At 62.3% G+C, this 26,425-nt stretch carries 20 protein-coding genes; 10 read left to right on the top strand and 10 right to left on the bottom strand.

The genetic code is table 11. The annotated features are described in order from the left end of the window. Nucleotides 1–43: 43 nt before the first annotated feature. Nucleotides 44–1,669 (top strand): 3-(methylthio)propionyl-CoA ligase, encoded by a 1,626-nt coding sequence (locus I2I05_RS20125; RefSeq protein ID WP_196284060.1) that lies wholly within the window; start codon nt 44–46, stop codon nt 1,667–1,669. Nucleotides 1,670–1,757: 88 nt separating this feature from the next. Here the strand turns inward: I2I05_RS20125 and proC are convergent, their stop codons facing one another. From proC to I2I05_RS20085, 8 genes are all read right to left on the bottom strand, one after another. After that, nucleotides 1,758–2,558 (bottom strand): pyrroline-5-carboxylate reductase, encoded by an 801-nt coding sequence (gene proC, locus I2I05_RS20120; protein WP_196284059.1) that lies wholly within the window; start codon nt 2,556–2,558, stop codon nt 1,758–1,760. A gap of 178 nt (nt 2,559–2,736) precedes the next feature. After that, the gene (locus I2I05_RS20115; RefSeq protein WP_196284058.1) at nt 2,737–3,492 is read right to left on the bottom strand and encodes a hypothetical protein; all 756 of its coding nucleotides are present in this window, start codon (nt 3,490–3,492) and stop codon (nt 2,737–2,739) included. Between the two features lie 77 nt (nt 3,493–3,569). Further along, a complete protein-coding gene (locus I2I05_RS20110; protein ID WP_196284057.1) occupies nt 3,570–4,757 on the bottom strand; it encodes an acyltransferase family protein in 1,188 nt (395 codons plus the stop codon). 93 nt (nt 4,758–4,850) lie between these two features. Then, nucleotides 4,851–6,062 (bottom strand): anhydro-N-acetylmuramic acid kinase, encoded by a 1,212-nt coding sequence (locus I2I05_RS20105; protein WP_196284056.1) that lies wholly within the window; start codon nt 6,060–6,062, stop codon nt 4,851–4,853. A gap of 240 nt (nt 6,063–6,302) precedes the next feature. After that, the gene (nagB, locus tag I2I05_RS20100) at nt 6,303–8,237 is read right to left on the bottom strand and encodes a glucosamine-6-phosphate deaminase (RefSeq protein ID WP_196284055.1); all 1,935 of its coding nucleotides are present in this window, start codon (nt 8,235–8,237) and stop codon (nt 6,303–6,305) included. Between the two features lie 83 nt (nt 8,238–8,320). Further along, nucleotides 8,321–9,970: an alpha,alpha-trehalase TreF gene (gene treF, locus I2I05_RS20095; RefSeq protein ID WP_196284054.1), complete on the bottom strand. Its 1,650-nt coding sequence runs from the start codon at nt 9,968–9,970 to the stop codon at nt 8,321–8,323. Nucleotides 9,971–10,177: 207 nt separating this feature from the next. Continuing rightward, nucleotides 10,178–12,010 carry a glycoside hydrolase family 10 protein gene (locus I2I05_RS20090; protein WP_196284053.1) on the bottom strand — a complete coding sequence of 611 codons (1,833 nt, stop codon included), beginning with the start codon at nt 12,008–12,010 and terminating at the stop codon, nt 10,178–10,180. 211 nt (nt 12,011–12,221) lie between these two features. Next, on the bottom strand, nt 12,222–12,494 hold the full coding sequence (locus I2I05_RS20085; RefSeq protein ID WP_196284052.1) for a hypothetical protein: 273 nt from the start codon (nt 12,492–12,494) through the stop codon (nt 12,222–12,224). Nucleotides 12,495–12,645: 151 nt separating this feature from the next. Between I2I05_RS20085 and I2I05_RS20080 the strand changes: the two genes are divergently transcribed. The 4 genes from I2I05_RS20080 to I2I05_RS20065 all read left to right on the top strand — a co-directional run bounded on the left by I2I05_RS20080 (nt 12,646) and on the right by I2I05_RS20065 (nt 15,945). Continuing rightward, nucleotides 12,646–13,485 (top strand): hypothetical protein, encoded by an 840-nt coding sequence (locus I2I05_RS20080; protein WP_196284051.1) that lies wholly within the window; start codon nt 12,646–12,648, stop codon nt 13,483–13,485. 67 nt (nt 13,486–13,552) lie between these two features. Then, nucleotides 13,553–14,419, top strand: a complete 867-nt coding sequence (locus tag I2I05_RS20075; RefSeq protein ID WP_196284050.1) for a rhomboid family intramembrane serine protease — start codon at nt 13,553–13,555, stop codon at nt 14,417–14,419. A 93-nt stretch (nt 14,420–14,512) separates the two neighbouring features. Continuing rightward, nucleotides 14,513–15,520, top strand: coding sequence for a zinc-binding dehydrogenase (locus I2I05_RS20070; protein ID WP_196284049.1), 1,008 nt, complete (start codon nt 14,513–14,515; stop codon nt 15,518–15,520). Nucleotides 15,521–15,666: 146 nt separating this feature from the next. Then, a complete protein-coding gene (locus I2I05_RS20065; protein WP_196284048.1) occupies nt 15,667–15,945 on the top strand; it encodes a hypothetical protein in 279 nt (92 codons plus the stop codon). A gap of 119 nt (nt 15,946–16,064) precedes the next feature. On the opposite strand, the gene I2I05_RS20060 is transcribed toward I2I05_RS20065, so the two are convergent. Together I2I05_RS20060 and rfaD are read right to left on the bottom strand one after the other, a co-directional pair. Further along, nucleotides 16,065–17,477 (bottom strand): FAD/NAD(P)-binding protein, encoded by a 1,413-nt coding sequence (locus I2I05_RS20060; RefSeq protein ID WP_196284047.1) that lies wholly within the window; start codon nt 17,475–17,477, stop codon nt 16,065–16,067. A gap of 144 nt (nt 17,478–17,621) precedes the next feature. Next, nucleotides 17,622–18,590, bottom strand: coding sequence for an ADP-glyceromanno-heptose 6-epimerase (gene rfaD, locus I2I05_RS20055; RefSeq protein WP_196284046.1), 969 nt, complete (start codon nt 18,588–18,590; stop codon nt 17,622–17,624). Nucleotides 18,591–18,664: 74 nt separating this feature from the next. Between rfaD and I2I05_RS20050 the strand changes: the two genes are divergently transcribed. The 5 genes from I2I05_RS20050 (at nt 18,665) to I2I05_RS20030 (ending at nt 26,340) form a co-directional block, all read left to right on the top strand. Further along, nucleotides 18,665–19,561: an ABC transporter substrate-binding protein gene (locus I2I05_RS20050; protein ID WP_196284045.1), complete on the top strand. Its 897-nt coding sequence runs from the start codon at nt 18,665–18,667 to the stop codon at nt 19,559–19,561. Further along, entirely contained in the window at nt 19,561–20,562 is a 1,002-nt protein-coding gene (locus I2I05_RS20045; protein WP_196284044.1) for a FecCD family ABC transporter permease, read from the top strand. The genes I2I05_RS20050 and I2I05_RS20045 overlap by 1 nt, the downstream gene beginning before the upstream one ends. 138 nt (nt 20,563–20,700) lie before the next feature. Beyond that, nucleotides 20,701–21,117, top strand: a complete 417-nt coding sequence (locus I2I05_RS20040; protein WP_196284043.1) for a 6-pyruvoyl trahydropterin synthase family protein — start codon at nt 20,701–20,703, stop codon at nt 21,115–21,117. 116 nt (nt 21,118–21,233) lie between these two features. Beyond that, nucleotides 21,234–22,346, top strand: coding sequence for a lipid-A-disaccharide synthase (gene lpxB / locus I2I05_RS20035; protein ID WP_196284042.1), 1,113 nt, complete (start codon nt 21,234–21,236; stop codon nt 22,344–22,346). A gap of 238 nt (nt 22,347–22,584) precedes the next feature. Continuing rightward, the gene (locus I2I05_RS20030; RefSeq protein WP_196284041.1) at nt 22,585–26,340 is read left to right on the top strand and encodes a reprolysin-like metallopeptidase; all 3,756 of its coding nucleotides are present in this window, start codon (nt 22,585–22,587) and stop codon (nt 26,338–26,340) included. The last annotated feature ends 85 nt before the right edge of the window (nt 26,341–26,425 follow it).

Below are 26,425 nucleotides of genomic sequence, written 5' to 3'. Positions count from 1 at the left end.
TTGGGTCCCTGCATTCCCGCCCAACCCTCACTCCCACGAATCCATGCAAGGACTAATGATGGCCGACCAGCTCCGCGTAGCTGGCGTAATCGAGCACGCCGCTAAGTGGCATTCCGATGCTGAAATTGTCTCGCGTTTGCCCGAGGGTGGCCTGCACCGCTACACCTATGCCGATGCGCACCAGCGCAGCAAGCAACTGGCCAATGCGCTGCTTAAAATAGGCATTGCCAACGGCGACCGGGTGGCCACCATTGCTTGGAACACGCACCGGCATTTCGAGCTGTACTACGGCGTGGCCGGTATCGGAGCGGTGTGCCACACCATCAACCCGCGCCTGTTTCCCGAGCAGCTCGTTTACATCATCAACCACGCCGAGGACCGGCTGCTGTTCTTCGACCTCACGTTTTTGCCGTTGGTAGAACGCCTCGCGCCGCTGTGCCCGACAGTCGAAAAGTGGGTGCTGATGGCCGCCGCCAAGCATCTGCCCGTTGGTTCCGAGCTGCCTGGTCTTTGCAGCTACGAAGACCTGCTCTCGGCCGAAAGCCCTGATTACGAGTGGCCCATGTTCGACGAAAACACGGCCTGCTCGCTTTGCTACACCTCCGGCACCACCGACCAGCCCAAGGGCGTGCTCTACTCGCACCGTTCCACGCTGCTGCACGCCATGGCCATTTCGCTGCCCGATGCCCTCAACTGCTCGGCGCTGGATGTCATCATGCCCGTGGTGCCCATGTTCCACGTCAATGCCTGGGGCCTGCCGTATGCGGCCCCACTCAACGGGGCCAAGCTGGTGCTGCCCGGCGCGGGCATGGACGCCGCCAGTCTCTACGAGCTATTTGAAAGCGAAGGTGTTACCTTCTCGGCGGGCGTGCCAACCATCTGGCTGGGCCTCTTGCAGTTTATGCGCGAAGGCAAGCACAAATTCAGCACCTTGCGCCGGACGGTAGTGGGCGGCTCTTCTTGCCCGCCGGCCCTGATGCTAGCCTTCGAGGAGGAACTGGGCGTCACCATCAAACACGCCTGGGGCATGACCGAAACCAGTCCTCTGGGCACGGCTGGCCACCTCAAGACCAAGCATCAGTCCTTAAATTCTGCCGATAGCCTGGCGGTGCGCGCCAAGCAGGGCCGCGCGGTGTTCGGTGTCGACATGAAAATTGTGGGCGACAACGGGCACGAACTGCCGCACGATGGCGTGGCCTTTGGCGATTTGCTGGTGCGCGGGCCGTGGGTAGTGGCCGACTACTTCCGAAGCGGCACCCCCGGCGAGCTTACCGCCGACGGCTGGTTCCGCACCGGCGACGTGGCCACCATCGACCTGGATGGGTTCATGCAAATCACCGACCGTTCGAAGGACGTCATCAAGTCGGGCGGCGAGTGGATTTCCAGCATCGATTTAGAGAACCTGGCCGTGGCCCACCCCGCCGTGGCCGAAGCTGCCGTCATCGGCGTGCCCAGCGCCAAGTGGAGCGAGCGGCCCCTGCTCATTGTGGTGCGCCGCCCCGGCATGGACGTTTCGGCCGAGGACCTGCTGGCTTTTTTCAAAGGCAAAGTGGCCAAGTTTTCCGAGCCCGACGCCGTGGAATTTGTGGAGCAACTGCCCCACACCGCCACGGGAAAACTACTGAAAACCCAGCTGCGAAAGGACTTTGCGGGGTACTCGGTGGCGTAGCGTGGCCGTGCCCGGCAGGTACTCTGCGAGTCCGCGCTCTGCTGAAATCGTTCGCCCATGCGCGGACTCACAGAGTCCGCGCTACCTTTTACTTACCAAGTTCTTCGGCACGGTCGCGGGCAGCGTCGGCGCCGGCCATGAGGCCCTCGCGCACTTTGCCGGTTCCGAAGGCGTGCATGGCGGCCTCGGTGGTGCCGCCTTTGGAAGCCACTTTGGCAATCCAATCGGTGCAGCTCAAGCCCGATTGGGAGTAGAGTTCCACTGCGCCGCGGAAGGTTTGGCTCACCAGCAGTTCGGCCTCGGCAGGGGAGAAGCCCATTTGGGTGGCGGCGGTCATTAGGGCATCCATGCAGTAGTACACGTAGGCCGGGCCGCTGCCCGAAATGGCCGTGGCGGCGTCAATGGCCGATTCTTCTTCCACATAAACCGTTTTGCCGGTAGTGCTGAGCAGGTTTTGCACCTGTACCAGCTCGGCGCGGGTCACGGCGTCGGTGCTGGTGAAGGCCGTCATGCCCATGCCGATTTGGGCCGGCAGGTTGGGCATGGCCCGGATGATTTTGGGCGTGCCCAACGCCTCGCGCAAGGTGGCAATGCGCACCCCCGCCATAATGCTGAGCACCACCTGCTGCGGCTGCACCAGTTCGCGCAGCGTTTCAAACAGCGCCGCCGAATCCTGCGGCTTCACAGCCAGAATGAGCAAATCGGCGCCCGGCACGCACTCGCTGGGATGGCCCCACACGGTGCCAATTTCGTGAATGGCCAGGGCTGGTACCCGTTCGGGTGAGCGGGCCAGCAGCCGCAAATCGAGCCGGGACGTGATATGAGCCCGCACAAAGCTGCGAGCATAAGTCAGGCCCATATTGCCGCCGCCGATAATCAGGATTTTCATACGTGGATTTGCTTGCTACTGAGGAAAGGCTCAAGTTCGGAAATAAAAGAGCCAACTGCTGCTTGGGAGTGAGATTTTGAAGGTGGGCTGCGGCCACTCCACCACTAGTCCGAACGCGACGATGCCACTGCATCCCGCCGTTGGGCGGTTCACAGTGGCATCGGCAGGCCAGAAGGCGCTACAGGGTGTCGTAATAGGCCAGTAGTTCAACTACATCGGCTTCGTCGGTCAGCTTCAGGCGTTTCCGGTGAATGTACGCGGCCATGGGCGCGGCATGGGTTGGGCCCAGGGCGGCCAGTACTGCCGGCTCGGCTAGAGTAACGAGGGCCAGGTTATTATCCGGGGTTTTGATGAAATACGTGGTGACCACGCGCTGGCGCAACGCCGAATTGCGGCCCCGCTGTGAATTGTCGGAAACCTCGCTCACCGACCGGCGGCAGAGCAGGGCCGCCCGTCCGGCATCGTACCGCACTTCAAAGAACGCCAACCGAAGGGCCGGGTTCTCAATGCGGGCATTGAGGTAGCGGCGGTAGGTGCGCTGGGTCCTGAGCAGCGAATCGCCCAAGCTGAATTCCTTGATGTTATCCAAGTCAACCTGACTGGACTCGCCGGACGGCAAACGGGACACGAGTTTATTAAACACGAGGTCGTATTTGAGCCAGGGGTGCTCTGCGGGCCCGGAGTAGGGCAGCACCGTGCCCCGCGTCCAATACGGCAGCATGTGGGAGGATGACGGGTCGGTTAGGGTCGTGGGGCCGGCGGACGAATTACGCGCTGGCTGGGCTGTATGTGGGCTCTGGTAGGGTTGGCCTCCCGCTTCTTGGCCCGAGGGAAGGAGCCGGCTGGGTGTCATCAGGCCCCGGCTGGTCAGGTCTTGTGCCTGAGATAGCTGGGCCGTGAAAAGCCCCAGGAACGGTAGAAGGAAAAGGCGCATAGCTAACCGGGAAGAAGTGCTAAGTGGCATTGGGTGGTAAATGTATAGACCGGCGGGCATAGCGGCCGGATATGGGTTCAGACTTTCAGCACGAGGCCTTTTTTGTACATCCAGCTCAATACGCCCAGCCAGATAAGCACCAACACCACCGCTCCCGCCAGCGAAGCGGCACGGGGGTCGGTGAAAAAAGGCGCGATGCCCCACTGGTAAAGCCAGTCCTTCAGGCCCAGCGTGTTGCCGCCCGGCCCCGGCAGCTTAAAAAGTGCGAACGTGCGCGACAATACCACCGACAAACTGAATACCAGAATGGCATTGACCCCGTACACCACCGCCGGGCGCGTCCAGCCGCGGTGGCCTTGCACGTCGCAAACCCAATAGAGCGCGGCTAGGCCCGCCATTGCCAGGCCGCCCGTGTATAGGACATACGAGCTGGTCCACAGGGCTTTGTTGATGGGAAACCACGGCTCCCACAGCAGGCCCAGGATGGTAACTGCCCCCGCGGCCACGAACAGCCACGCGACTTTGGCGGCGGGCTCCTGGTTCGGGCGCCGCAGCCATTGGGCGGTGAGCACGCCCAGCAGCCCGGTGCCCAGGGCTGGCAAAGTACCCAGCAGGCCTTCGGGGTCCCAGGTTTTGCTTTGATTCCAGAGGTGCGCTTCGCCTAACAGCAGGCGGTCGAGCCAAGCACCAAGGTTGGTGGCGGGCTCCAGATTGGCAGGCCCGAAACCAGGCACCGGCACAAGCTGCAGCAGCACCGCGTAGCCCACCAAAAAGGCAGCCAATAGCCCGAGCTGCGTGCGCCAGCTGGTTTTCAAGAAGATAACGCTGCACCCCAAAAACACCAGCGCAATGCGCTGCAATACCCCCGGAATCCGCACTGTGGAGAAGTCAAACTTGGGGTACAGCGCCAGAAACAGGCCCAGCCCAAAAAGCACGGCCGCGCGCCGCAACACCCGCCCCAGCACGGCGCTTTGGGAGCCGCCCAGTTGCTTCTGGCCGTCCAGGGCATACACCAGACTAACGCCCACGATGAACAGAAAAAACGGGAAAATGAGGTCCGTGGGCGTGCAGCCGTTCCATGCTGCGTGCTCGAAAGGCGGGTAAATGTGGCTCCAATCGCCGGGGTTGTTCACCAGAATCATGGCCATCACGGTGAGGCCCCGAAAAACATCGAGCGAGACGAGGCGTCCGGGTCCGGAAGTGGCGTCCGAGCTGGGCTGCGATTCGGCGCGCTGGGCGCTGGCGAGGCGGGTCGTGTTTGGCATGGGATGGTGAAAACGGTGGGCCGATGGCCCAGTACAAGCAACTGTGCTGGCTAAGGTCGTTATTTCTTCGCGTACAGGAGCCGGCTAATCCGATTATCCGGGCAGGGAGATTTTGCCTAAACTCACGGCCGGCACGCGTTGCCGCCCCGCCCCAATGGCTATGGGTTGGCCCGCCACCGCCTCGTTGGCCAGCACCGCAAACAGGATGGCTTCCTTCGCATCGCCCGGCACGCCCAGGACGTCGGTGGGGGCGAAGTGGGCGTGCGACAGGTGGCGTTTGAGCGCCGCCAGCAACACCGGATTGCGCGCCCCGCCGCCACTGACGTAAATAGCTGTGGGCGCCAGCCGCTCGGCAAAAGCGGCCTCCACGGCCCGCGCCACGCCCATGGCGCTGAACTCGGCCAGCGTGGCCAGCGTGTCTTCCAGGCTCAGGCTCAGCGTGCCGCTACGCTCCTGTGCGTCGGTCAGGTAATCGGGGCTGAACAACTCGGGTCCAGTGGTTTTGGGCAGCGGTGCCACGAAAAAATCATGGCCCAGCAACGCCGATAGTAGCCCTTGGTGCACCCGGCCAGCGGCTGCCAGCCGGCCGTCCTCGTCGTACTGCAGGCCCGGGCGGTAAATGCGCACCGTAGCGTCGAGCAAGGTGTTGCCCGGCCCGGTATCGGTGCTGAAGGCTGTGCGGGTGTCGCCGCCGGCGCGGGGCAGGTAAGTGAAATTGGCAATGCCGCCCAGGTTGAGCAGCAGCCGTTCCTCGTCGGGGCTGCTCAGCAGCAAAAAGTCGCCGTAAGCAGCCAGTGGGGCCCCTTCGCCGCCGGCAGCCACGTGTTTCTGGCGGAAGTCACTGAGGGTGATAATGCCCGTGCCAACGGCAACATGGTCGCCGTCGCCGAGCTGCAGGGTGGCATTGTGAGGAAATTCGATGCGTTGGTGCTGGTGCTGCGGCGCGTGATACACGGTTTGGCCGTGGCTGGCTATCAGGTCTACTTCGTCGGGACGTATTTGCCACGTGCGCAAGCAGTCCAGCACCAGCGTCGCGTGCAGGCTGCCCAGCCAGGGATTGAGCAAGGTGAGGTATTCCAAACTGACCTGCTCCCGGGCAAACACGGTGCGGATGCGGGCGCGCGTGTCCTCGCCATACGGCACAGTGCGGAACTGCTCCAGCTCCAGTTGCGTGCCGGGGCCATGCCCCGTGAGCCGGCACAAGGCAACGTCGAGCCCATCAAGCGAAGTGCCCGACATCAAGCCGATGATGCGGCGGCTGGGCTGGCTGGCAATGTGGTGCAGGCGGGCGAGATGGGGGTTCATGGGGGCAAGATAGAATGACAAACTCCCCTCCTCAGCTGAGGAGGGGACGTTCGAGCCGCAGGCTCGGACGGGGGTGGTTGAACTCGTTGAACGACCGGGACCGGGGGATTGTGGCGTACTCATTGAAGCGTCTTTGGAGGCGGTTGTTCAGGTATCGTTCAACGAGTTCAACCACCCCAGCCAAGCCTGCGGCTTGGCATCCCCTCCTCAGCTGAGGAGGGGAGCTTGATGTTCACCACCTCAAAACTGCCACCGCACAAAGGCCTCTATGCCCTCATACTCCGGCAGGCCCAGCGCATCATACAGCTTGGCGGTGGTGCGGTTGCGGGTTTCGCTGCGCTGCCAGAACTCTCGCTGGTCGGCGCCGGGAAACAGGGGCCGGTCCTTCTGCGACTGGTGCTTGAAAATGGCGCGGCGCTTGCGCGTGAGCTCCTGCGGCGAGAGCGGCACGGCCATCTCAATCTGGTCGATATCCCACTCCTGCCAGGCGCCGCGGTACAGCCATACCCAGCAGTCATCCAGCCACGGCGTACCGGAGTCGCGGAGTTGCTGAATGGACTGAAAAACGGCCGCCAGGCACACGCGGTGCGTGCCGTGCGGGTCGCTCAGGTCGCCGGCCGCGTAAATCTGGTGAGGCTGAATCCGGTTCATCAACTCCATGGTGAGGCGAATGTCCTCGTCGCCCAGCGGTTTTTTGCGCACCCGGCCGGTTTCGTAAAAAGGCAAATCCAGAAAGTGCGCGTTGGCCTCGGGAATGCCGGCTAGGCGGCAAGCACTTTTGGCTTCGCCGCGCCGGATAAGACCTTTTATCTGCTGCACTTCGGCCGAATCGACTTGCCCGGGCCGCTTGTTTTTGAGAAAATCCGAAACCCGGTGGTAAAGGTTATCAGCAGGCTCGTTGGTGGGCAGCCCGAAGGCGTGGTCGTAATCGGCCACGAACTCCGCGAAGCGAATGGCTTCGTCATCGAATACCGCGATGTTGCCCGAGGTTTGGTAGGCCACGTGCACTTCGTGGCCCTGGTCGACCAGCCGCAGCAGCGTGCCGCCCATCGATATCACATCGTCGTCGGGGTGCGGGCTGAAGATGAGCACCCGTTTCGGAAACGGCGCCGCCCGCTCGGGCCGGTAGGTGTCGTCGGCATTCGGCTTGCCGCCCGGCCACCCCGTGATGGTGTGCTGCAGCTCATTGAACACCCGAATGTTGATGTCGTAGGCCGGCCCCGACTGCGCCAGTAGCTCCGAGAGTCCGTTTTCGTTGTAGTCCTCTTCCATCAGCTTGAGCACGGGCTTGCTCACGGTGCGGGCCAGCCAGGTCACGGCTTTGCGCACCAGCGCGGCGTCGTGCCAGAGGCAGGGCAGGCCCAGCAGCCAAGGCGTTTTGCGGGGCGTGAGGTCGGCGCCGGCGGCTTCGTCCAGCACCACCTGCACGGCGGGATGGCGTTGCAGGTACGTGGCCGGCACGTTGTCGGTAACATCGCCCTCCACCATGCGCTTCACCACGGCGGCTTTGCCCTCGCCCCAGGCCAAGAGCACGATGTGGCGGGCTTCCAGAATGGTGCCCACGCCCATGGTGAGGGCGCGGCGGGGCACGTTTTCTTCGCCGTAGAAATCGGAAGCCGCGTCGGTGCGCGTCACGTGGTCTAAGGTGATGAGGCGCGTGCGCGATGCCGGCCCGGAGCCCGGCTCATTGAACCCGATGTGGCCCGTGCGGCCGATGCCGAGCAATTGCAAGTCGATGCCGCCGGCCTCCTGAATTTGCGCTTCGTAGCGCTGGCAAAACGCGCCCACCTGCTCCGGCGGCACGGTGCCATCGGGAATGTGCACGTTTTCGGGCCGAATGTCGACGTGGTCGAACAGGTACTCGCGCATAAAGCGCACGTAGCTCTGCAACGAATCCGGCGCCATAGGGTAGTACTCGTCCAGATTGAAGCTGACCACGTTCTGGAAGCTCAAGCCTTCTTCGCGGTGCAGCCGCACCAACTCCTCGTACACGCGAGTGGGCGAGGAGCCGGTGGCCAGGCCCAGCACACACGTCTTGGCTTCTTCCGCGCGGGCCCGTATCAGGTCGGCAATTTGCGCGGCAACGGCGGCGGAAGCAGCATCCGAATCGGCGTAGATGCTGACGGGCAGCCGAGCGCCGGCCGTGGCGGGCAAGGTGGCAAGGGGAGAAACCATGGGAAGCAGGGGCTGGTGAATGCGGGCCGAAAGTTGGCGAAACCCGTCCCGGAATCAAAGCTGCCAAATGGGCGTGGGCGCCCTCAGTTCAACTTATACCATTCCAGCAGTCGCAGCAGCACACCGTTGGTCCACCCAAATCCGTCCTGGAGGGGGTACTCGCCGCCCCCGGCCGGCCGGCTGGGGGCCACCACGTCGTATTTTTCCAGCAACTTGCCGGTTTGGGTGAACACGCGGCGGTTCAGCCGCACCCAGCGCAGCGCGATGGTATCGGCCAGCGGCCGCCGGTCGTAGCGCCGCAGCCCGTCAATGGCCAAGTACTGCAACGGCGCCCAGCCGTTGGGCGCGTCCCACTGCTGGCCGGTTGTGCTTAGGGTTGTGGCCAGGCCACCGGGTTTCAGGAAATTGGCTTTCAGGTTGGTCGCCACCCGGCTGGCTTGGGCAGGTGTGGCCAAGCCAAACGCCAGCGGAAACATGCCCGCCAAGGTGCGCACCGGCGAGCGCTGCCGCCGCTGCCAGTTGTAGTCCTGAAACCAGCCCACCTTCGGGTCCCAGCTCAGGGCCAGGAGTGCGGCTTTGCGGCGGCTGGCCTTGGTGGCGTAGCTGCGGGCCTGTGCCGGCTGGCCGGCCGCTTGGCAGGCTTCGGCCAGGGTTTGCTCCAGCTGGTACAGCAGGCAGTTGAGGTCCACGGGCACCAAATCGGTGGTTTGAATGGTGGGCAGTCCGCCCCCGGCCTGAAACCAGCGGCTGCTGAAGTCCCAGCCCGAAGCGGCAGCCGCCCGCACGTTGCGGTAGAACTGCGCGGGCGGCTGCTTGCTGCGCTTGGCGGCGGCCACGTCTTCGGCATACGACTCTTCGCGGGGCTGCGCGCTCTCGTCCCAGTAGCGGTTCAGGACCGCGCCGCCGGGCAGGCGCACCACCCGGTGGGCGGCCGTGCCGGGCGCCAGTTTCTCGGCTCCCAGCATCCAGTAGCGGTATTCGCGCTCCAGTGCCGCGCGGTAGCGCAGCAGCACGCCGTTGCCCTGGTCCTTGGCCACCAAGGCCACCATGCTAGCAAAAAACGGCGGCTGCGAGCGGGTGAGGTAGTAGCTGCGGTTGCCGTTGGGCACGAAGCCGTAGCGGTTTATCAGGAAGGCGAAGTTGTCGGTGAGGTTGTTCAGCAGCTCGTTCTTGCCAGCTTCGGCTAGGCCCAGCATCGTGAAGTAGGAATCCCAATAATACACTTCACGGAAACGCCCACCGGGCACGATGTAGGGCTTGGGCAACGGCAGCAAGGAGCGGTAGGCAGCCAGCGAATCGTCGGGGCTAGCGGGAGGGGCGGCGGGCCGGGCCAGCACGGTCCATAGGGTGTCGAGGTGGTGGCGCAGGCCGGCCGCTACGTTGCTGCGGAAGGTCGTTGCGCTATCCGTAGGCAGGTCGAAGTGGGTTTCCACAAAGGCTTTTAGCTTGAAGCCGGGTTGTTTTTTTTCGCGGTTCCAAGCCGCCAGAATGGTGGCCGGCCGCTGCCGGGGCGCGGCATCAACAAATGTTTTGTTATCGGCAAAAATGCGGCCCAGCTGCACCGCCTCAAATAGGCCCGGAAACAGCTGCCGGGGCGAGGCCGGAACAGCCGGTGCGGCCGCCACCTCCGGCTTCGGTGCAACCGGCGGCGCTACCTGGCCAATTTGGGCGCGACCGGGCAGCGGCAGCACACTAAGCAAGGCAATGGACCAAGTGAATATCTTTTTAGTCATTGATAACGAGGTGATAACTACTGCAGTTAATTTCATCGGTGCCCAGGCCCGGTGCCAGCGACTTTAGGAGGTACGGATTCTGGATAAAAAGATTGTTTTCTCGGCGTATTGCTGCAAAACGGTTCAGGTTAATCGACTTCCCCGGCGCAAAAAAAACGGCACCTTCCCGACCGGAAGGCGCCGTTTTGGGCCAGTTGCAAAAAAAAACTAGCGGCCAAAAAGCCGGGAGAAAAAGCCGCGCGGCTTGGCCTTTACTTTGGTTTTGACTTTGATTAGCTGGTTGGCGCCCGCTGGGCTTTCGCCGGGAATAGTAGGCTGCAGCACGATACGCGGCGCAGGCGCCACCGCACCCGGCTGCGTGGACGCCGTAGCCGTGGGCTCGGCAGCTGAGGCAGCCGCGGCGGTGCGGGGCGTGCCGGCTGGCACCTGGCCCTGGGCTAATTCGGGCATGCGCTGGCCGTTGGTGATGACGCGCATGGGCCGGCTCTCGTTATGCAGGCGGTCCACGGCCGTGACGTAGTAGGCGTAGGCTTGGCCCGGCACGGCGGTCGTATCAACGTAAGTGGCCGGGAAGCCGGGCGCGGGGCGCGGCAGCGCCAGAATGCGGCGCGGGTCGTTGGGCGTGCTCCGCTCGTTGGCCCCAAAGCGGTAGAGGACGTAATAGGTAGCGGCGTCGCCATCGGCGGCCACGGGGCCCGGCTGCCAGCTCAGTGTGACGGAGTTGCTTAGGCGGCGCAGCATCAGGTTGGCCACGGGCTGGGGCGGCAGCGCGTCCATCCACGGCATGGTGGGCACGAGTGCCAAGTAGCGGTAGAGGTCCTGACGTAGCGTGTCGGTGGTGTGCAGGGGGTTGGCAAGCAGAGATTTGGCCGAGAAGAACACGCTGCCGGTTACCTCGTCGCCATACGAACGGTTGAGGCGAATTTGGCGCGGCAGCTCGCGCGGGTTGCGCCAGGTGGTGTCGGAGCGGGTGCTTTCCAGCATGCGGTAGGTGCCGTGCCCGATGTAGAGGTGGCGGTCGAAGTGGTTGCGGGTCCACCATTCGAGCAAAATGGGGTAGGGCACGAGCTTGAAATTGGTGCTCCAGTAGAGCTGCGGCACGATGTAATCAATCCAGCCTTTTTCCAGCCACAGCCGCGAATCGGCGTACAGATTGGCATAGGACGGCTGGCCGGCGCGGGTATCGGAGCCCAGCGGATTAGCCGATTTATTCATCCAGACGCCGAAAGGCGAGATGCCGAACTTCACCCAGCGCTTGGCCGATTGTATGCTGTCGTGCAGGTCATGAATCAGCACGTTCACGTTGTTGCGGCGCCAGTCGGCCAGTTTGGCAATGCCCTCGGGGTTATGCTCCTGGAAAGCGGCTTCGTCGTGCAAAACCTTGCCCGCTGCGGGATACGGATAGAAATAGTCATCGAAATGCACCGCGTCGATGTCGTAGCGCCGCACCACGTCGAGAATCACGCGGGTGATGTGGGCGCGCACCTCGGGCAAACCCGGATTATACAGCAACTGCCCGCCGTAGCGCAAAAACCACTGCGGGTGCTGCCGGTACGGGTGGTTGGCCGCCAGGCGGGCCGTCACCGAATCCATGGTGGCCCGGTAGGGGTTGAACCAAGCGTGAAATTCCAGGCCGCGCCGGTGCGCTTCGGTGATGAGGAAGGGCAGGGGGTCGTCGCCGTTGGCCGGGGCCTTGCCCTGCGTGCCGGTGAGCCACTTGCTCCAGGGCTCGATATCCGATTTATAGAAGGCATCGGAAGCCGGCCGGATTTGCACAAACACGGCGTTGAGGCCGGCCCGTTGCCCGGCATCGAGCAGGCGCAGGTAGCCGCGGCGGTATTGTTCGGGCGTTTGGCCGCGCTGGGTGGGCCAATCAATGTTTTCGACGGTGGCAATCCACATGCCGCGCAGCTCGCGCTTGGGGGGCAAGGGAGTGTCCTCGTCGTCCGCCGGTTGGGCCTGAACTGGCGCGGTTAGGCCAGTATAGGCAATAAATAAGAGAAAAAATAGGAAACGGCTAGCGGCGGACAATCGGACCATTAATAGAAATTAGCAACACGAATAAGCGCTGCAAATTACGCCGCAAGCCGCCCCCGCGAAACAAGAACTGTCGAGCTGCTAAGCAGAACACTCATTCGCAATGCAAATGCCGCGGTCCGACGTATCTCATTTCATCGCCACCATTTCTGTGACGGAAATAAAAATGCTTCGTACCGCGGCACGATAAAGGGAGCGTTGCAGCTTCGCTGGCTTACGAACCGGTCAGCTCGGTGTCCGTTTCAGGTTGGTCGGGTCCGCCTTCTAGGCCGTTCGTTTGGCTGGCGTTGCCATAGTCGCCACGGATGCCGGCGCCGTCGCCCATATTTTCCTGGGTGCTGGTAGGCATGGCGCCATCGGCCGTGGTGCCGGCTTCGGGGTTGCCGGGGGCGTTTTGGTCGCGGTCAGCGCCTTGCGTGGGGGTTTCGCCGCCGGTGCTGGCTTGGTCAGGGCGTGGGTCGGTGGGAATTTGCTCGGGGGAAGGCATGGTGTTTAGCGATAAAATTGATGGAATGGAACGCGGTTGCGGCCATTATGCAACGGTTTACGGCCCCGGAGCCCAACGGTTGGTAGCAACTTATTGGCCTTCGTTCGCCATCTTGCCAATTGCTTTCATCCCCCAGCTTTTACCCACTGCCGTGTCTGACGCCGCTACCGACTTCTACCACAAGAAAACCGACGCCGAACTGCTGTTTTTCGTTGAACACCCCGACTACTACCAAGAAACGCTGGTAGACGCCGCCCGGCGCGAGCTCCGGCGCCGGGGCGTAGCGCCCACGGCCCCGCTCGCAGCTGCCGCTCCGCTGCCCGAAATCATCGAATCCAAACCCTGGGGTAAGATTGTTGGGTTGGGATTGGGGCTTCTGGTCTTGGGTGGCGGCACCTACTTCCTGCAGCAGCGCAGCAGCGCCCAGGAAGCCGCGTTGCAAGCCCGGCAGGAAGCCAAGCGCCGCCTGCCACCGCCCCGGCTGGTCGAAGTCGCCACCAGCGCCATCCCTAACTACGACGGCGTGGTGGCCCAAACCGTGGCCCAGCAGCTGCGCAAAGTGCCCACCGCCGAAAAAGCCAATGCCCAGCACCTGCGGCAGTACCGGGAGCTGGCCAAGCGTTTCTGGACGGCCCAGACCAAAACCGAATACGTGTTGGATAAGGCCCGCCAGGGCAAGTTCGACGCGGCATTGGTGGGCCACATCGAATCCGTGGAAGCCGCTTGGGAACCGTGGCGCAAAGCCACCGTCTATGGCTACAAACTGGGTCCGGTGATGGCCACCCACCTCGACCTGATGACCCGCGTGGCCAACCAGCAGCAGGAAGGCCTGGCCGATTTGTATTTGGTAGCCAGAAATCCGCAGCCCTTCGAAAACGAAAAAACCGAGCGCCGCGAAGCCGATGTCAGCGACCTGCTGTCGGGGCTGCTGCCCAAATCACCGGTCACGGGCCGCGCTTATAACACCATGGTGCGGCGCGTACAGCTCTAGCGCCCCAACACCTGGCAAAGTGGCCGGTTGATGCAAGGTGGCGCATTCCTTGCCGCGTCCCGCTCCCATGGAAGAACCCGTTCCCGAGTCTGCTCCCGGTTCCACCGCGGCCTTGGCCGCGCAGCTTTTTGCCCAGAAGCCCGACGCCGAGCTGCTGTACCTGGCCCAAAACGCGGCCCGCTACCCACCAGCCGTGGGGGCCGCCGCTGTGGCCGAGCTGCGCCGCCGGGAGCTGCTGCCTGAAGCTACTCCAACCGTGCCCCCGCCAGCGCCCGTCCCGCACGAAACCTGGGCCGAGCTGGTGGGACAGCTATTCCGGGGGCTGTTTATTCCGTCGCGCCGCTTCCTGGCCACGCCGCTGCTGCTCGACCTCAACCTGCTGATTTTCGGCCTGATGGTCTTCAGCGGCGTATCGGCCTCCGACCCCATGGGCCGGGAGCTGGTGCAGTGGGGCTCCAATGTGTCGGGCCTCACGCTGCACGGCGAGCCGTGGCGGCTGTTCAGCTCGTTGTTCCTGCACGCCGGCCTGTCGCACCTGCTACTCAACATGTTTTCGCTTTGGCTCCTTGGCCTTTTGGTGGAAGACCGGGTGGGGCCCTTGCGCCTGGCCCTGGTGTACTTGGCCAGCGGCGTTGGCGGCGGGTTGGCCAGCTTGTGGTGGCACAGCAGCGGCGTGAATTCCGTGGGGGCCAGCGGCGCCATTTTTGGCCTCTACGGCTTGCTGCTGGCTTTGCTGGTGAGCAAAAAAATCCTGCTCGACAAATCCGACCGTCGTGCCATGCTGGGCCTGGTGCTGTACCTGGTGCTCAGTAATTTGATTTCGGGCCTGACCGGTAACATCGATAACGCGGCTCACCTCGGCGGCCTGCTCATGGGCTTGTTGGTCGCGGGGCCGCTGGCGCTGGCGGGCCTCAAAGGAAATAGCGGAAACTAAGGAATCAGCCCGCCAATACCGCGGCCGTGCCGCCGCAAACAACCTGCCGCCTTATTGCTTACCATTGTCTACCGCTCACCGATACCCGACCTTATGCACGCCCTTCAGCTCGATGCCATTCATCAGCCCGCGGCCATCCGCGACGTCCCCACGCCCACGCCGGCTGAGGGTGAAATCCTCGTAAAACTCCACGCCGCCGCGCTCAATCACCGCGATGTATTCATCCAGCAGGGCCTATACGCTGGTATTAAGCTGCCGTGCACCTTGGGGGCCGATGGCGCCGGCGAAGTGGCTGCGCACGGTGCCGGGGTGCCGGCCTCGGCGCCCGAGGTGGGCAGGCGCGTCCTCATCAATCCCGGACTGCGCTGGGGCGACAACCCCCGGGCGCAAGCCCGAGACTTTGTGGTGCTGGGCATGCCCGACCCCGGCACGTTTGCCGAGTACATCGCACTGCCCGCTCGCTACATCTTTCCCTTGCCAGCGCACTTGAGTTATGAGCAGGGCGCGGCGCTGCCATTGGCGGGCCTCACGGCCTACCGGGCCGCTTTCACGCGGGCGCAGGTGCAAGCCGGGGAGCGGGTGCTGGTCACTGGCGTGGGCGGAGGAGTGGCCCTGCTGGCTGCCCAGCTTTGCGCGGCCCAGGGCGCCGAGGTCTGGGTTACCTCCAGCTCGGAGGAGAAACTGGCCCGCGCCCAAACGCTGGGGGCGAAGGGAGGGGTTAATTACAACGCCGAAAACTGGGTGAAAACCTTGGTGCAGCAGGCCGGAGGCCCGTTTGATGTCATCATCGACAGTGCCGCCGGGCCCGCGTTCAATGCCTTGCTGGATGCGGCCGCGCCCGGCGGCCGCATCGTGTTCTACGGCGGCACGCTGGGCGCCATTCCGCAGCTGCCGCCCGCCAAAGTATTCTGGAAGCAGCTCTCCATTCTGGGCTCGACTATGGGCACTGAACAGGATTTTGCGGCGATGCTCCAACTCGTAACCGAAAAGGAAATTGTGCCCGTTGTGGACGAAGTATTCCCGTTGGCTGAAGGCGAAGCGGCTCTGCGCCGCCTCGAAGCCGGTGCGCAATTTGGCAAAGTGGTGCTGAAAATCGTCTGAGTTTCAAGTAGGAGCAAGGGCGAAATTATGGCGGTTTATGCTGGCTAAAATTAGCTGAATAATATGCCGTTTAAGGAATGAAAATAAGGTATTTGGGGTTAATAAAGCACGCCAATACTGTCTTATAACCAGCCTTAATTTTAGCTATGAAGTCTGCTGCCGAATACCTCGAAGCCCACGTTTTTGAAGCTCGCCGTCCGCGCCGGGAATTGCAGCCGGTAGTTGCTTATACGGATGCCGTGCAAGCCATTGAGCAAGCTTTGGCCGATGCTGAGAAATATAAATACTTGCTGATGCGCGCCCTGCGCCGCCATGCTGATGCAACGGCCGTAGCTGCTGTCCACGCCGTGCCGTCGATTACGCTCGTGCCTGACGTTACCCCTGTGTTGCCCCTCTACCCAAACCAGCCGCGCATGGCGGCTTAGGTAGCCGCTGCAGCGTGATTGTAGCAGCATCTGCCTTTGGGCAGCCTCCCGCCACTCTAGCATTCTTTTTCCAGCGCCTGTCTTCCTGAGTTGAGTTCAGGGTGACAGGCGTTTTTTATTTACGCTTTTGGATTGGATTGCCTCTTGGCTTCACGCACTGCTATTTCAGCAGCCAAGTCCACCGCCTGCTGGCGTATTTCCGGCACCGCAGTCGACTCGAAATAGGCGGGCCGGCGACTAGGTCCCAGCGTAAATAATGCCGGTGAGGCAGTTTCAGCGCTCCCGAGTACGGCGCCGTGGGCATCGGTGCGCAAACCCAGGCCCAGCGGGTCGGGCGTAAGCTGGCCGGCTTCGCGCAAGCTTACCACCAGCGGGTCGGCAATGCGGCTATAGTTCAGGAGCGGGCCGGCACAGCAGATGACGTGCTGCGTCGTGAGCCATTGCGTGGCAGTGCCCCGGGTACGGATTCCCACGCGAAGCCGCTCGCCTTCGGAGAGGATTTCGCGCACCGTTCCGATTTGCATCTGCACCATGCCCGAGGCGACGAGAGCGGCCACGGCCGCCGCGTTTTGCGCCGGGCTGCGATGGCGAACCACCGCCCACAGGCTGGCCAGGTGCTGCAAAAACCGCCGCTGTTCCAGCAACGGCCACGCGGCCCAAATACGGCCCAGGTCGGGCCGCAACGAATCGAGCACCGGCCGCCAGTCGATGCCATCAGCCGCCGCCGCCCGCAGGTGCCGTTTCACAATCGACACGACGCCGGTAACAGTGGTTTCCTGGGAAAGCTCGGGGTAGAAGCTGGGGTAGGGCGGCACAATGGGGCCGTGCGCGGCGGGCCAGCGGCCGTGGCGGGCCACCACAGTAATTGGGGCCCGGTGGCCATCCTGGCGCAGGGCCAACAGCACGTCCACCGCCGTCAGGCCCGAGCCGATGAGCAGCACCTGTTCATCGGGGCCAATGCGGCGGATGTTGCCGGCGGCCCACGGGTCGGCGTGATAGCCGGGGTGGGTGAGGTAGCTCAAATCGGGACCGGCGGGCGGTGGGGGCGGAAAGTTGCCCAGCGCCAGCACCACGTATTCGCTTTGGATTTCGGTGCCATCGGTTAAGTGCACAGTCCGGCGGCCATCGGGAAGGAGCGGGGCGGCTACGGCCGTGGTGGCGTGCCATTCTACCACGGGCAGGGGCGCCCCGTGCCTCATCGCGGCGGCTAGTTCTTCGTGTAGGTAGCGGCCGTAAGCGGCGCGGGAGGCAAACTCGGGCAGGCCGGCCGCACTCTCGGGCTGCGCCAATAACCACGTGACAAAGTGCTCGGGCTGGTCGGGGTATAGGCTCAGCGAGTTGGGACGCACATTGAGCAGGTATTCGGGCCGCCGGGCGGAGTAGGCCAGGCCCGGCCCGGGCGTGGGCCGCGGCTCGATGAGGTGAATGCGGGCCAGCGCCAGCGCTGGCTGCCGCCGCAACTGCAACACCAGCGCCGTGCCCGCAAAGCCGCCGCCCACAACAGTGATAACGGGCGCAACGGGTTTATTCACAATAGCCGAATGGGATGGGAAGGACAGTAAAACTCCGCAAGTGCAACCGCACGCCGCGCCGTAATAACGGCAGAAGAAGAAAGGCAACCAATGGCTGGCCCAATGGTTGCCTTTCTCCTGCTCGGCAAGCTAGAAATTTCGCGCTTATAAATACTGGCCGGGCACGAGGTAATTCTGCACGTAATCGGCAATGCCGTCCTCCAGGCGGGTAAACGGACGGTCGTAGCCAATGCTTTTCAGCTTGCTCATATCGGCCTCGGTAAAGTACTGGTACTTGTCGCGAATGTCCTCGGGCGTGTCCTTGAAGCGGATATCGGCCGTGCGGCCCAGAGCATTGAACGTGTTCAACGCCAGGTCGAGGAAGGTGCGGGCCTGGCCGCTGCCCAGGTTGTAAATGCCCGAATCTTTGCGGTGGTTCAGCAGGAAGTAGCACACTTCCACCACGTCCTTCACGTACACAAAGTCGCGCATTTGTCCGCCGTCGGTGTAGTCCGGGTTGTGCGATTTGAACAGCGTCATCGAGCCCGTTTGCTGAATCTGGTTGAAGGCGTGCAGGATAACCGAAGCCATGCGGCCCTTGTGGTACTCGTTGGGGCCGTACACGTTGAAAAACTTCAGCCCCGCCCAGAAATACGGCTTTTCAGCTTGGGCCAACGCCCAGTTGTCGAAGTCGTTCTTCGAGTCGCCGTAAGGATTCAGCGGGCGGTAGAGCGGGAACAAGGCCTCGTCGGTATCGGTGTAGCCCAGCGTGCCATCACCGTAAGTCGCCGCCGACGAAGCGTACACCAGCGGCAGGTTGTAGCGCACGCAGGCCTGCCACATCTGCTTGGAATAGTTCATGTTGAGCAGGTCGAACACGGCCGGGTCCATCTCCGTGGTATCGGTGCGGGCGCCAAGGTGAAACACGAACTCTACCTGCTCGTGGTGGGCATCAAGCCACTCGAAGAAGGTTTCGCGGTCCACGTATTCGCGTAGCTTTTTGCCCTTGATGTTGGGCAGCTTTTTTTCAACCGAAAAATTATCCACCACGACCACGTCGTTGAAATTGGCGGCATTGAGACGGGAAACAAGGCAGCTGGCAATGAAGCCGGCCGCGCCGGTAACTACTATCATAGGGGGCGAAGTTGGGTTGGGGCAAAGGTAAACCGTTGCGCTCCGTGGTTGGCCATCGGGCCTACCTTTGCCCCATGCGCGTTTTGTATCTGTTTTTAACGGCTGCTTTGCTGGCCAGTTGCCAGCCCGAGTCCCGGCCCGCGGCGGCCGTGGTGGTGAAGGACGGCCTGGGCCGGAGCCTGACCTTGCCCGCGCACCCGCGCCGCGTGCTGGCGCTGGCCCCCAGCATGACCGAAATGCTGTACGCCGTGGCCGACACCGCCACCATCGTGGCCCGTGTGCCGCAGGACAATTACCCCGCCGCCGTGCTCCGGAAGCCGGTGGTCAACAACTACCCGCTCGACCTGGAAAAACTGGTGCTGCTGCGGCCCGATGTCGTATTCACCGTCGAAGGCATCACCTCCGTCGACGACGCTCAGCGCCTCCAAGAGCTGGGAATTCCGGTGTATTACCTGCGTTTCCGCAAAGTCGAAGACGTGTTTGCTGGAATTGAAGAACTGGGCCGCCTGCTGGGCCGCCAGCGCCAGGCTACACAACTAGCCGACTCGTTGCGGCGGAAATTGGCTGCTTTGGTGGCTACCACGCCCAAAAGTGCTGCCCCGCCTAGCGTATTGGCTATTACCTGGCAGGACCCGATTTATTGCTATGGCCAAAACACGCTGTTCACGGACGAAATACGGCTGGCCGGCGGGCAGAACGCCGTTACCGAAACCTTCCCGCAGCCCTACCCGGCGCTCACCCGCGAGTACATTCTCAAGCTGAACCCCGATGTGTTGCTCGGCGGCAGCTTCGGCAAGCTGGACAGCACGTTCTTCCGGAATTACCCCGAACTGCGCCGCATAAAAGCCTGCCGCAACCGTCGCGTATACCCCATCACCGGCAACCTGATGGAACGCCCGGGCCCGCGCGTGGTGGAGTCGGTGCGGGAGCTGCAAAAGCTGCTGCGTCAACCTTACGTGCCGGCCAACTGATGCCTGACCGTCGTCCCGCGTTATGGTTATTTCTCGGCCTCCTGCTCACGCTGGGGCTGGTGGTGCTCGGCCTGCGGGTGGGCAGTTATTCGACATCGTACAGCTTCATTTTTAACACCTTTCGCCACTACGACCCCACCGACCCGGCCCAACTCGTGCTGGTGGAGTTGCGCCTGCCGCGCATTGTGCTGGCGCTGCTGGCCGGAGCCAGCCTAGCCGTGAGCGGCTATTTGCTGCAAACCCTGGTTACCAACCCCTTGGCCGACCCATATTTGCTGGGCACGGCTTCGGGAGCCTCGCTGGGAGCCATTGCCTCGTTTGTGTTGGTGCCGTCGCTCACGGTAGCGGGCGTGTATTTGCCACCGATTGCGGCTTTAGTGGGCGCTTTTGGCGCTACGCTGTTGGTGGTGGCCCTGGGCACCCGGCGCGGCCGCATTCTGCCCGCGCCGCTGTTGCTGGCGGGCGTGGCGGTGGGGGCGTTGGCTGCGGCTGTTGGCAGTTTGCTCACGTTTCTGGCCAGCGCCGAGGGCAACTTGCGCAGCATCGTATTCTGGGCTTTCGGCAGTTTTGAGCAGGCCGGGTGGCGCGTGCTGCCCTATCCGGCGGCGGCACTGGCCATCAGTTTATTTGTGCTGGCTTTTTTGCAAAAAGACCTCAACCTGCTGCTGCTGGGCGAGGAGCGGGCCGCGGCCCTGGGGCTGCCGGTGGCGCAGCGGCGCTGGCTGCTGGTGCTGCTGGCGGCGGGCCTCACGGGGGGCGTGGTGGCGCTGTGCGGGCCGGTGGGCTTTGTGGGCTTGCTCATTCCGCACCTCACGCGGGGGCTGCTGGGCACCACGGGGCGCTACAATTTGCTGGTGTGTGCGGTGCTGGGCGGTGGTTTTCTGCTGGCCTGCGACCTGCTGGCCCGGGTGCTCTACCCGCCCGCTGGCCTGCCGGTGGGCTTGGTCACGGCCCTGTTCGGGGTACCCTTCTTCGTATATTTGTTGCGAAAAAACAGCTGATGTGCTGCTTTGCTCATGCGCTGGCGCCGCGGATTCAGGCGGCTTGTCAGGGCTTCAGTTGAAGCCGCTAGCAGTTCCAGGCGTGAGGCACGCCGGTTTTAGCACATCAGCCCATCGATAGCACCAGTACACCCGAGAATGATTTACGTTAGCCGCCAGGAACATTTTAACGCTGCCCACAAGCTGCACAACCCCAAGTGGAGCGACGAGCGCAACCGCGAGGTTTTTGGTCCCTGCGCCAACACCAACTGGCACGGCCACAACTACGACCTAGTGGTGACGGTGAAAGGCCAGCCCGACCCCGAAACCGGCTTTGTAGTAGACCTGAAGGCGCTTTCTGACTTGCTGCGCACCCACATTACCGACCAGGTAGACCACAAAAACCTGAACTTGGACGTGCCCTTCATGGCCGGCCTCATGGCCAGCACCGAAAACTTGGCCATTGCCTTTTGGCAAATTCTGGAGCGCGAGCTGCCCGCCATCACCACCGCCCAGCTGCACTGCGTGAAACTCTACGAAACTCCGCGCAACTTCGTGGAATACTACGGCGGCTAGCTCCGGGTCCTGCTGACGAAGAAAGCCTCCTATCACGGGCACTTTCGTCAGAATTATTAACCCTTGCGGTGCGGACGTGATACGGTCCTTCGCTGCGCTCAGGATGACATAACCAGTTGAAATACTATCTAATTGCCGGCGAACGGTCGGGCGACTTTCACGCGGCCAACCTCATGCGCGAGTTGCAGGGCGAGGACGCCGACGCCCAGTTTCGGTTTTGGGGCGGCGACCAAATGCAGGCCGTAGGCGGCGAGCTGGTGCGGCACTACCAGGATTTGGCCATCATGGGCTTTGTGGAGGCGGCCACCAGCGTCCTCAAATTCCGCGGCTACCTGAAGCAGTGCCAGGCCGATTTGCTGGCCTACAAGCCCGATGTGCTGATTCTGGTGGACTACGCCGGCTTCAACCTGCGCATGGCCAAAGTTGCCAAAGACCACGGCATTAAGGTGTTTTACTACATCTCGCCCAAAATATGGGCTTGGAACCAGGGCCGGGTGGAAAAAGTAAAGGCGCGGGTGGACAAGATGTTCGTCATCCTGCCTTTCGAGGCAGAGTTTTACAACAAATTCGGCTACGGCGTCGACTACACCGGCAATCCTACGGCCGATGCCGTGGCCGAATTCCAGCCGTCGCCGGACTTCTTTGAGCGCAACCGCCTCGACCCCGCCAGGCCCATTATTGCTGTGTTGCCGGGCTCGCGCAAGCAGGAAATCGAGGAAATGCTGCACGAGATGATTGCCATTTTGCCCGGTTTTCAGGAATACCAGTTTGTGGTGGCTGGCGTGAGCAACCTGGACCCCAATTATTACCGCCATTTCGAGCGCAACGGCATCCGGTTTCTGTTCGAGCAAACCTTCGACCTGCTGAGCCACGCCAAAGCTGCTTTGGTAACCAGCGGCACGGCCACCCTCGAAACGGCGCTGTTTGACGTGCCCCAGATTGTGTGCTACCGCACCAGCGCCCTGAGCTATGCCATCGGCAAAATGGTTATCAAGGTGCCGTTTATCTCCTTGGTGAACCTGATTGCGGGCCGCGCCGTGGTGAAGGAATTTATTCAAAACGACTTCAATGCCCGCAATCTGCTCGACGAGCTCAAGCTCCTGCTCACCGATGCCGATTACATGGCCCGCATGAAGGCCGGCTATGCCGAAATACGTGAGAAGCTGGGGCAGCAGCAAGCCGCCAAAAAAACCGCCGAGCTGATGGTTAAATACCTAAAGGCTGGCTGAGGCAAGAGATTGGTTTGGGTTGGCGAATTATCGCAAAGAAAAAGCTCCGGCACACAGCGCCGGAGCTTTTTCTTTGCGGTTTACCTCCGCAATAGAACCGAGGCAATTGCCTTTTCAGGAGGTAAACAAGGGCAATTTTGATGCTTCTTCCTTGCAGGCCGAGTAGCTAGCTGGTCGGCTTGACCACAAGCCTATTTTTTTTCTTAGATTTACTAATTCACCTCAGGCCCAATTCTTAATGCAGCAATGGTACTCCGGCCGTTTGGCCACCCAACGGTCGTTTTTCTTTTCTACGTTCAAAGCGAATCTAAATCATATCGGGACGGTGCTGTTGCTGGCCTGGGGAGCTTCCCTGAGTGTGAAGGCCCAGCAGACCGCCTATCAACGTTCGCCAGCCAAGTTTTTCCAGGCCAATGCCGAGGCCCGGGCAGTAGCGGCAACATCGCCGCTGGCGGCTGCCCTGTTTCGCTCGCAAGCCTTGACACTGGACGTTCCCGCCCTGCGCGCAGCCTTGGCAGCTGCCCCGAAAGAAACCCAACCCACGGCCGCGCCGCTGGTGCTCGCGCTGCCCTTGCCCAACGGCGGCACCGGCCGGTTTGCCGTGCACGAAACCTCGGTGCTGGCGCCCGCGCTGGCGGCCCGGTTCCCCAGCATTAAAACCTACGCCGGCAGTGGCCTCGACGACGTTTCGGCCACCGTGCGGCTGGAGATGACGCCGCAGGGATTTCATGCCCAAGTGCTGGCTGGTGATGGCAACAGCTTCTACATCGACCCTGTCACGCGCAATGATTCCCGCCATTACCTGGGCTTCTACCACCGCGACATGAACCGGGGCACTGCCCGTACGGCCCTCAACTGCGGCTTTGCGCCCACGGCTGCTACCCAAAAAGCCACTGCCAAGCGGCTGGCGGCCCAGAAGGGTAGTCTGGCAGCGGCGCGTGCCAGCGGGCCGCAACTGCGCACTTACCGCCTGGCCCTGGCCTGCACCCCCGAATACGCCGTGACCAAAGGCAACACCGTGGCCAGCGTACTGGCCGCCGAGGCCACCACCGTGAACCGGGTGGTGGGCGTGTACGAGAAGGAACTGTCCGTGCGCATGGTACTGGTGCCGAACAATGACCAACTGGTTTTTCTGAGCGGCACCGGTCCGCAGCCCTCCCCAGCGTATTCCAACGAGGATGGCGGCGAGATGCTCGACCAAAACCAAATCAACGTGGACCGCATCATCGGTACTGCCAATTATGACATTGGCCACGTGGTGAGCACCGGCGGTGGTGGCGTGGCCTACCTCGGCGTGGTGTGTTCCAGCACCCAGAAAGCCGGGGGCGTCACGGGTTCTCCCAACCCCGTGGGCGATGCATTTGATATTGACTACGTTGCGCACGAAATGGGCCACCAGTTTGGCGGCAACCACCCTTTCAATGGGAACGCCGACAACTGCGCCGGCGGCAACCGCAACCGCGAGACGGCTTGGGAGCCGGGCTCGGGGAGCACCATCATGGCCTACGCCGGCATCTGTGGTTCGGCCAACGACCTGCAAGCCAGCTCCGACGCCACCTTTCACACGGGCACCTACGAGGAGATGCGTGCTTTTATTGATGGCACTACCTGCGGCACCAGCCAGGCCACCGGCAATACCGCGCCTGTCGTAACCGTACCGGCCAGCGGCAAAACCTTGCCCATTGGTACGCCTTTCAAACTGACGGCCACGGCCACCGATGCCGAAAACGACGCCCTCACTTATTCTTGGGAGGAACTGGACCTCGGGCCCAGCGGTACGCCCACTACGGCCCAGGTTCCGGGACAGAATGTGCCTTTGTTTCGCTCGTTTAATCCTACCGCATCCGGCACGCGCTATTTTCCGCGGTTGAGTAATCTGCTGGTCAACAATACCGTGCTTGGCGAGCGTCTGCCTACGGTGACGCGCGCCCTCACGTTTCGGTGTACAGCCCGAGACCAGCATGTGAGCCCGCTCGGAGTAATTGGCGGCGTGAACTACAGCTCGCTGGTGAGTTTGGATGTAAGCAGTTCGGCCGGCCCGTTCCTGGTGACGGCCCCCAACTCGGCCGTTAGCTGGACCGGTGGCGCCGCCCAAACCGTTACCTGGAACGTTGCCGGCACCACCGCGGCGCCGGTTAGCTGCGCCCGCGTCAACCTCCGCCTCAGCCTCGATGGCGGCCTTACGTATCCCGTCTTGTTGGCTGCTAATGAACTGAACGACGGCTCGGCCGTGGTAGTGGCGCCCAGCCCCGCTACCGCCGAAACCCGGGCCCGCCTGATGGTGGAAGCCGTCGACAACTACTTTTTCGATATTTCGAACGCCAACTTCACCATTACTCCGCCGTCGGTGGGGCCCTCCATCACCAGCTTCACGCCCACCGGCGGGCTGGCGGGCACGGTCGTTACCGTGCTGGGTTCGCAGTTCACCGGCGCTACATCGGTAAAATTCAATGGAACCGCCGCGGCCAGCTTCACGGTAAACTCTGCGACGCAGCTCACGGCTACGGTAGCGGCGGGCTCCACCACCGGTCCCATCACCATTACGGCTCCTACGGGCACTGTGGCTTCGGTTACGCCATTTGTGGTGGGCGCTCCGCCTACCATCACCAGCTTCACGCCCGCTACTGGCCCCGTCGGGAGCAGCGTTGTCATCACGGGAACGGCGTTCACGGGCGCAACCCGGGTGACTTTCAACGGCGCCGTGTCACTTGCTTACACCGTAAACTCGGCTACCCAACTCACCGCGACGGTGCCCAACGCGGCTACTACCGGCCCCATTGCCGTGACGACGCCAGTGAATACGGCCCAGTCGACAACTAATTTTGTCGTGATTCAGGCACCCGTCATCCTTTCATTTACCCCCACGGCCGGGGGGGCGGGCACGGTGGTGCAACTCACCGGCGAAAACTTCGTCGGCGTTACGCGGGTGACCTTCAACGGCACCGTAGCGCCCATCTTCACCGTGAATTCATCCACCAAGCTTACCGTGACGGTGCCGGCCCAGGCCACCACGGGCCCCATTGTGGTTACGGCTGCCGGGGGAGTAGGCACCTCCACCACTTCCTTCCTGATTCCGCCGGCCAATGATTTGTGTACCAATGCCATATCCTTGGCTTGTGGCCAGACGGTGAGGGGCACTTCAGTGGCTAATACCAATACCGGTGACCCAACCTCCGGCTGCTCCACAACCATCGACAATGGAGGGGTATTTTATTCGATAGTGGGCACGGGAGGCAACATCACGGTTTCTGTTTGTAGCTCTATCACGGATTACGATACCAAGCTCTTCGTTTTTTCGGGGACTTGTCAGGCGCTCACGTGCGTTGGCGATAACGACGACGACGAAACCTGCGGCGCAAATTCGTTGGCCTCTTCGGTTACCTTTCGCTCGGTGGCCGGTACGAGTTATTTGGTAATGGTGGGGGGCTACGACGGCGAAACCGGAGCCTTTGCACTGAGCGCGAGCTGTGCTCCGGTTCCGCTGGTTCCTGTTATCACCAGCCTCAATGCCACCAGTGGCCCGGTGGGTACTACCCTTACCGTCACAGGCAGCGGGTTTGCTGCTTCCAGCAGTGTAACATTCAATGGCACCGCCGCCACCACCGTCACGGTGGCCAGCGCCACCAGCCTGACGGTGCAGGTACCCACTGGTGCCACCACCGGCAACGTAGTAGTAACCACCACCGGCGGTACTAGCAACGGCGTCCTCTTCACCGTATCAACTGCTACCGCCACCACCAATGCCACCAAAAGTGAGTTCAGCGTGTGGCCCAACCCCGTTGCGGGCAAAGCCTTGCTAAACGTGACCTTGGCTACTTCTGCCACCAAGGCGCAGGCTACGCTTCGCAACGTGCTGGGCCAGCTGGTCGCCACCCGAACCTTCAGTGGCAGTGCCACCGAGCTGAGCACCGCCGGCTTGGCTGCCGGGACTTATCTGCTCTCGGTGCAGATGGATGGTCGCGCCCCCAGTATTCAGCGCGTGATGGTGGAGTAACAGCTCGCCGTAACCGCGTGGTTTTGAACAGAAAAAGGTCCGCCAATTGGCGGACCTTTTTCTGTTCAAAACCAATAGGATTTCC

It is taken from the genome of Hymenobacter jeongseonensis (assembly GCF_015694725.1).
Classification (GTDB): domain Bacteria; phylum Bacteroidota; class Bacteroidia; order Cytophagales; family Hymenobacteraceae; genus Hymenobacter; species Hymenobacter jeongseonensis.
The sequence above is the reverse complement of the archived record's forward strand: the minus strand, read 5'-3'. Positions and strand labels throughout refer to the sequence as shown.

Bases quoted from the DNA above. Each gene is read 5' to 3' on its own strand.
- I2I05_RS20125 (WP_196284060.1), top strand. From the start codon at position 44: ATGCAAGGACTAATGATGGCCGACCAGCTCCGCGTAGCTGGCGTAATC.
- proC (WP_196284059.1), bottom strand. From the start codon at position 2,558: ATGAAAATCCTGATTATCGGCGGCGGCAATATGGGCCTGACTTATGCT.
- I2I05_RS20115 (WP_196284058.1), bottom strand. From the start codon at position 3,492: ATGCGCCTTTTCCTTCTACCGTTCCTGGGGCTTTTCACGGCCCAGCTA.
- I2I05_RS20110 (WP_196284057.1), bottom strand. From the start codon at position 4,757: ATGCCAAACACGACCCGCCTCGCCAGCGCCCAGCGCGCCGAATCGCAG.
- I2I05_RS20105 (WP_196284056.1), bottom strand. From the start codon at position 6,062: ATGAACCCCCATCTCGCCCGCCTGCACCACATTGCCAGCCAGCCCAGC.
- nagB (WP_196284055.1), bottom strand. From the start codon at position 8,237: ATGGTTTCTCCCCTTGCCACCTTGCCCGCCACGGCCGGCGCTCGGCTG.
- treF (WP_196284054.1), bottom strand. From the start codon at position 9,970: ATGACTAAAAAGATATTCACTTGGTCCATTGCCTTGCTTAGTGTGCTG.
- I2I05_RS20090 (WP_196284053.1), bottom strand. From the start codon at position 12,010: ATGGTCCGATTGTCCGCCGCTAGCCGTTTCCTATTTTTTCTCTTATTT.
- I2I05_RS20085 (WP_196284052.1), bottom strand. From the start codon at position 12,494: ATGCCTTCCCCCGAGCAAATTCCCACCGACCCACGCCCTGACCAAGCC.
- I2I05_RS20075 (WP_196284050.1), top strand. From the start codon at position 13,553: ATGGAAGAACCCGTTCCCGAGTCTGCTCCCGGTTCCACCGCGGCCTTG.
- I2I05_RS20070 (WP_196284049.1), top strand. From the start codon at position 14,513: ATGCACGCCCTTCAGCTCGATGCCATTCATCAGCCCGCGGCCATCCGC.
- I2I05_RS20065 (WP_196284048.1), top strand. From the start codon at position 15,667: ATGAAGTCTGCTGCCGAATACCTCGAAGCCCACGTTTTTGAAGCTCGC.
- rfaD (WP_196284046.1), bottom strand. From the start codon at position 18,590: ATGATAGTAGTTACCGGCGCGGCCGGCTTCATTGCCAGCTGCCTTGTT.
- I2I05_RS20050 (WP_196284045.1), top strand. From the start codon at position 18,665: ATGCGCGTTTTGTATCTGTTTTTAACGGCTGCTTTGCTGGCCAGTTGC.
- I2I05_RS20045 (WP_196284044.1), top strand. From the start codon at position 19,561: ATGCCTGACCGTCGTCCCGCGTTATGGTTATTTCTCGGCCTCCTGCTC.
- I2I05_RS20040 (WP_196284043.1), top strand. From the start codon at position 20,701: ATGATTTACGTTAGCCGCCAGGAACATTTTAACGCTGCCCACAAGCTG.
- I2I05_RS20030 (WP_196284041.1), top strand. From the start codon at position 22,585: ATGCAGCAATGGTACTCCGGCCGTTTGGCCACCCAACGGTCGTTTTTC.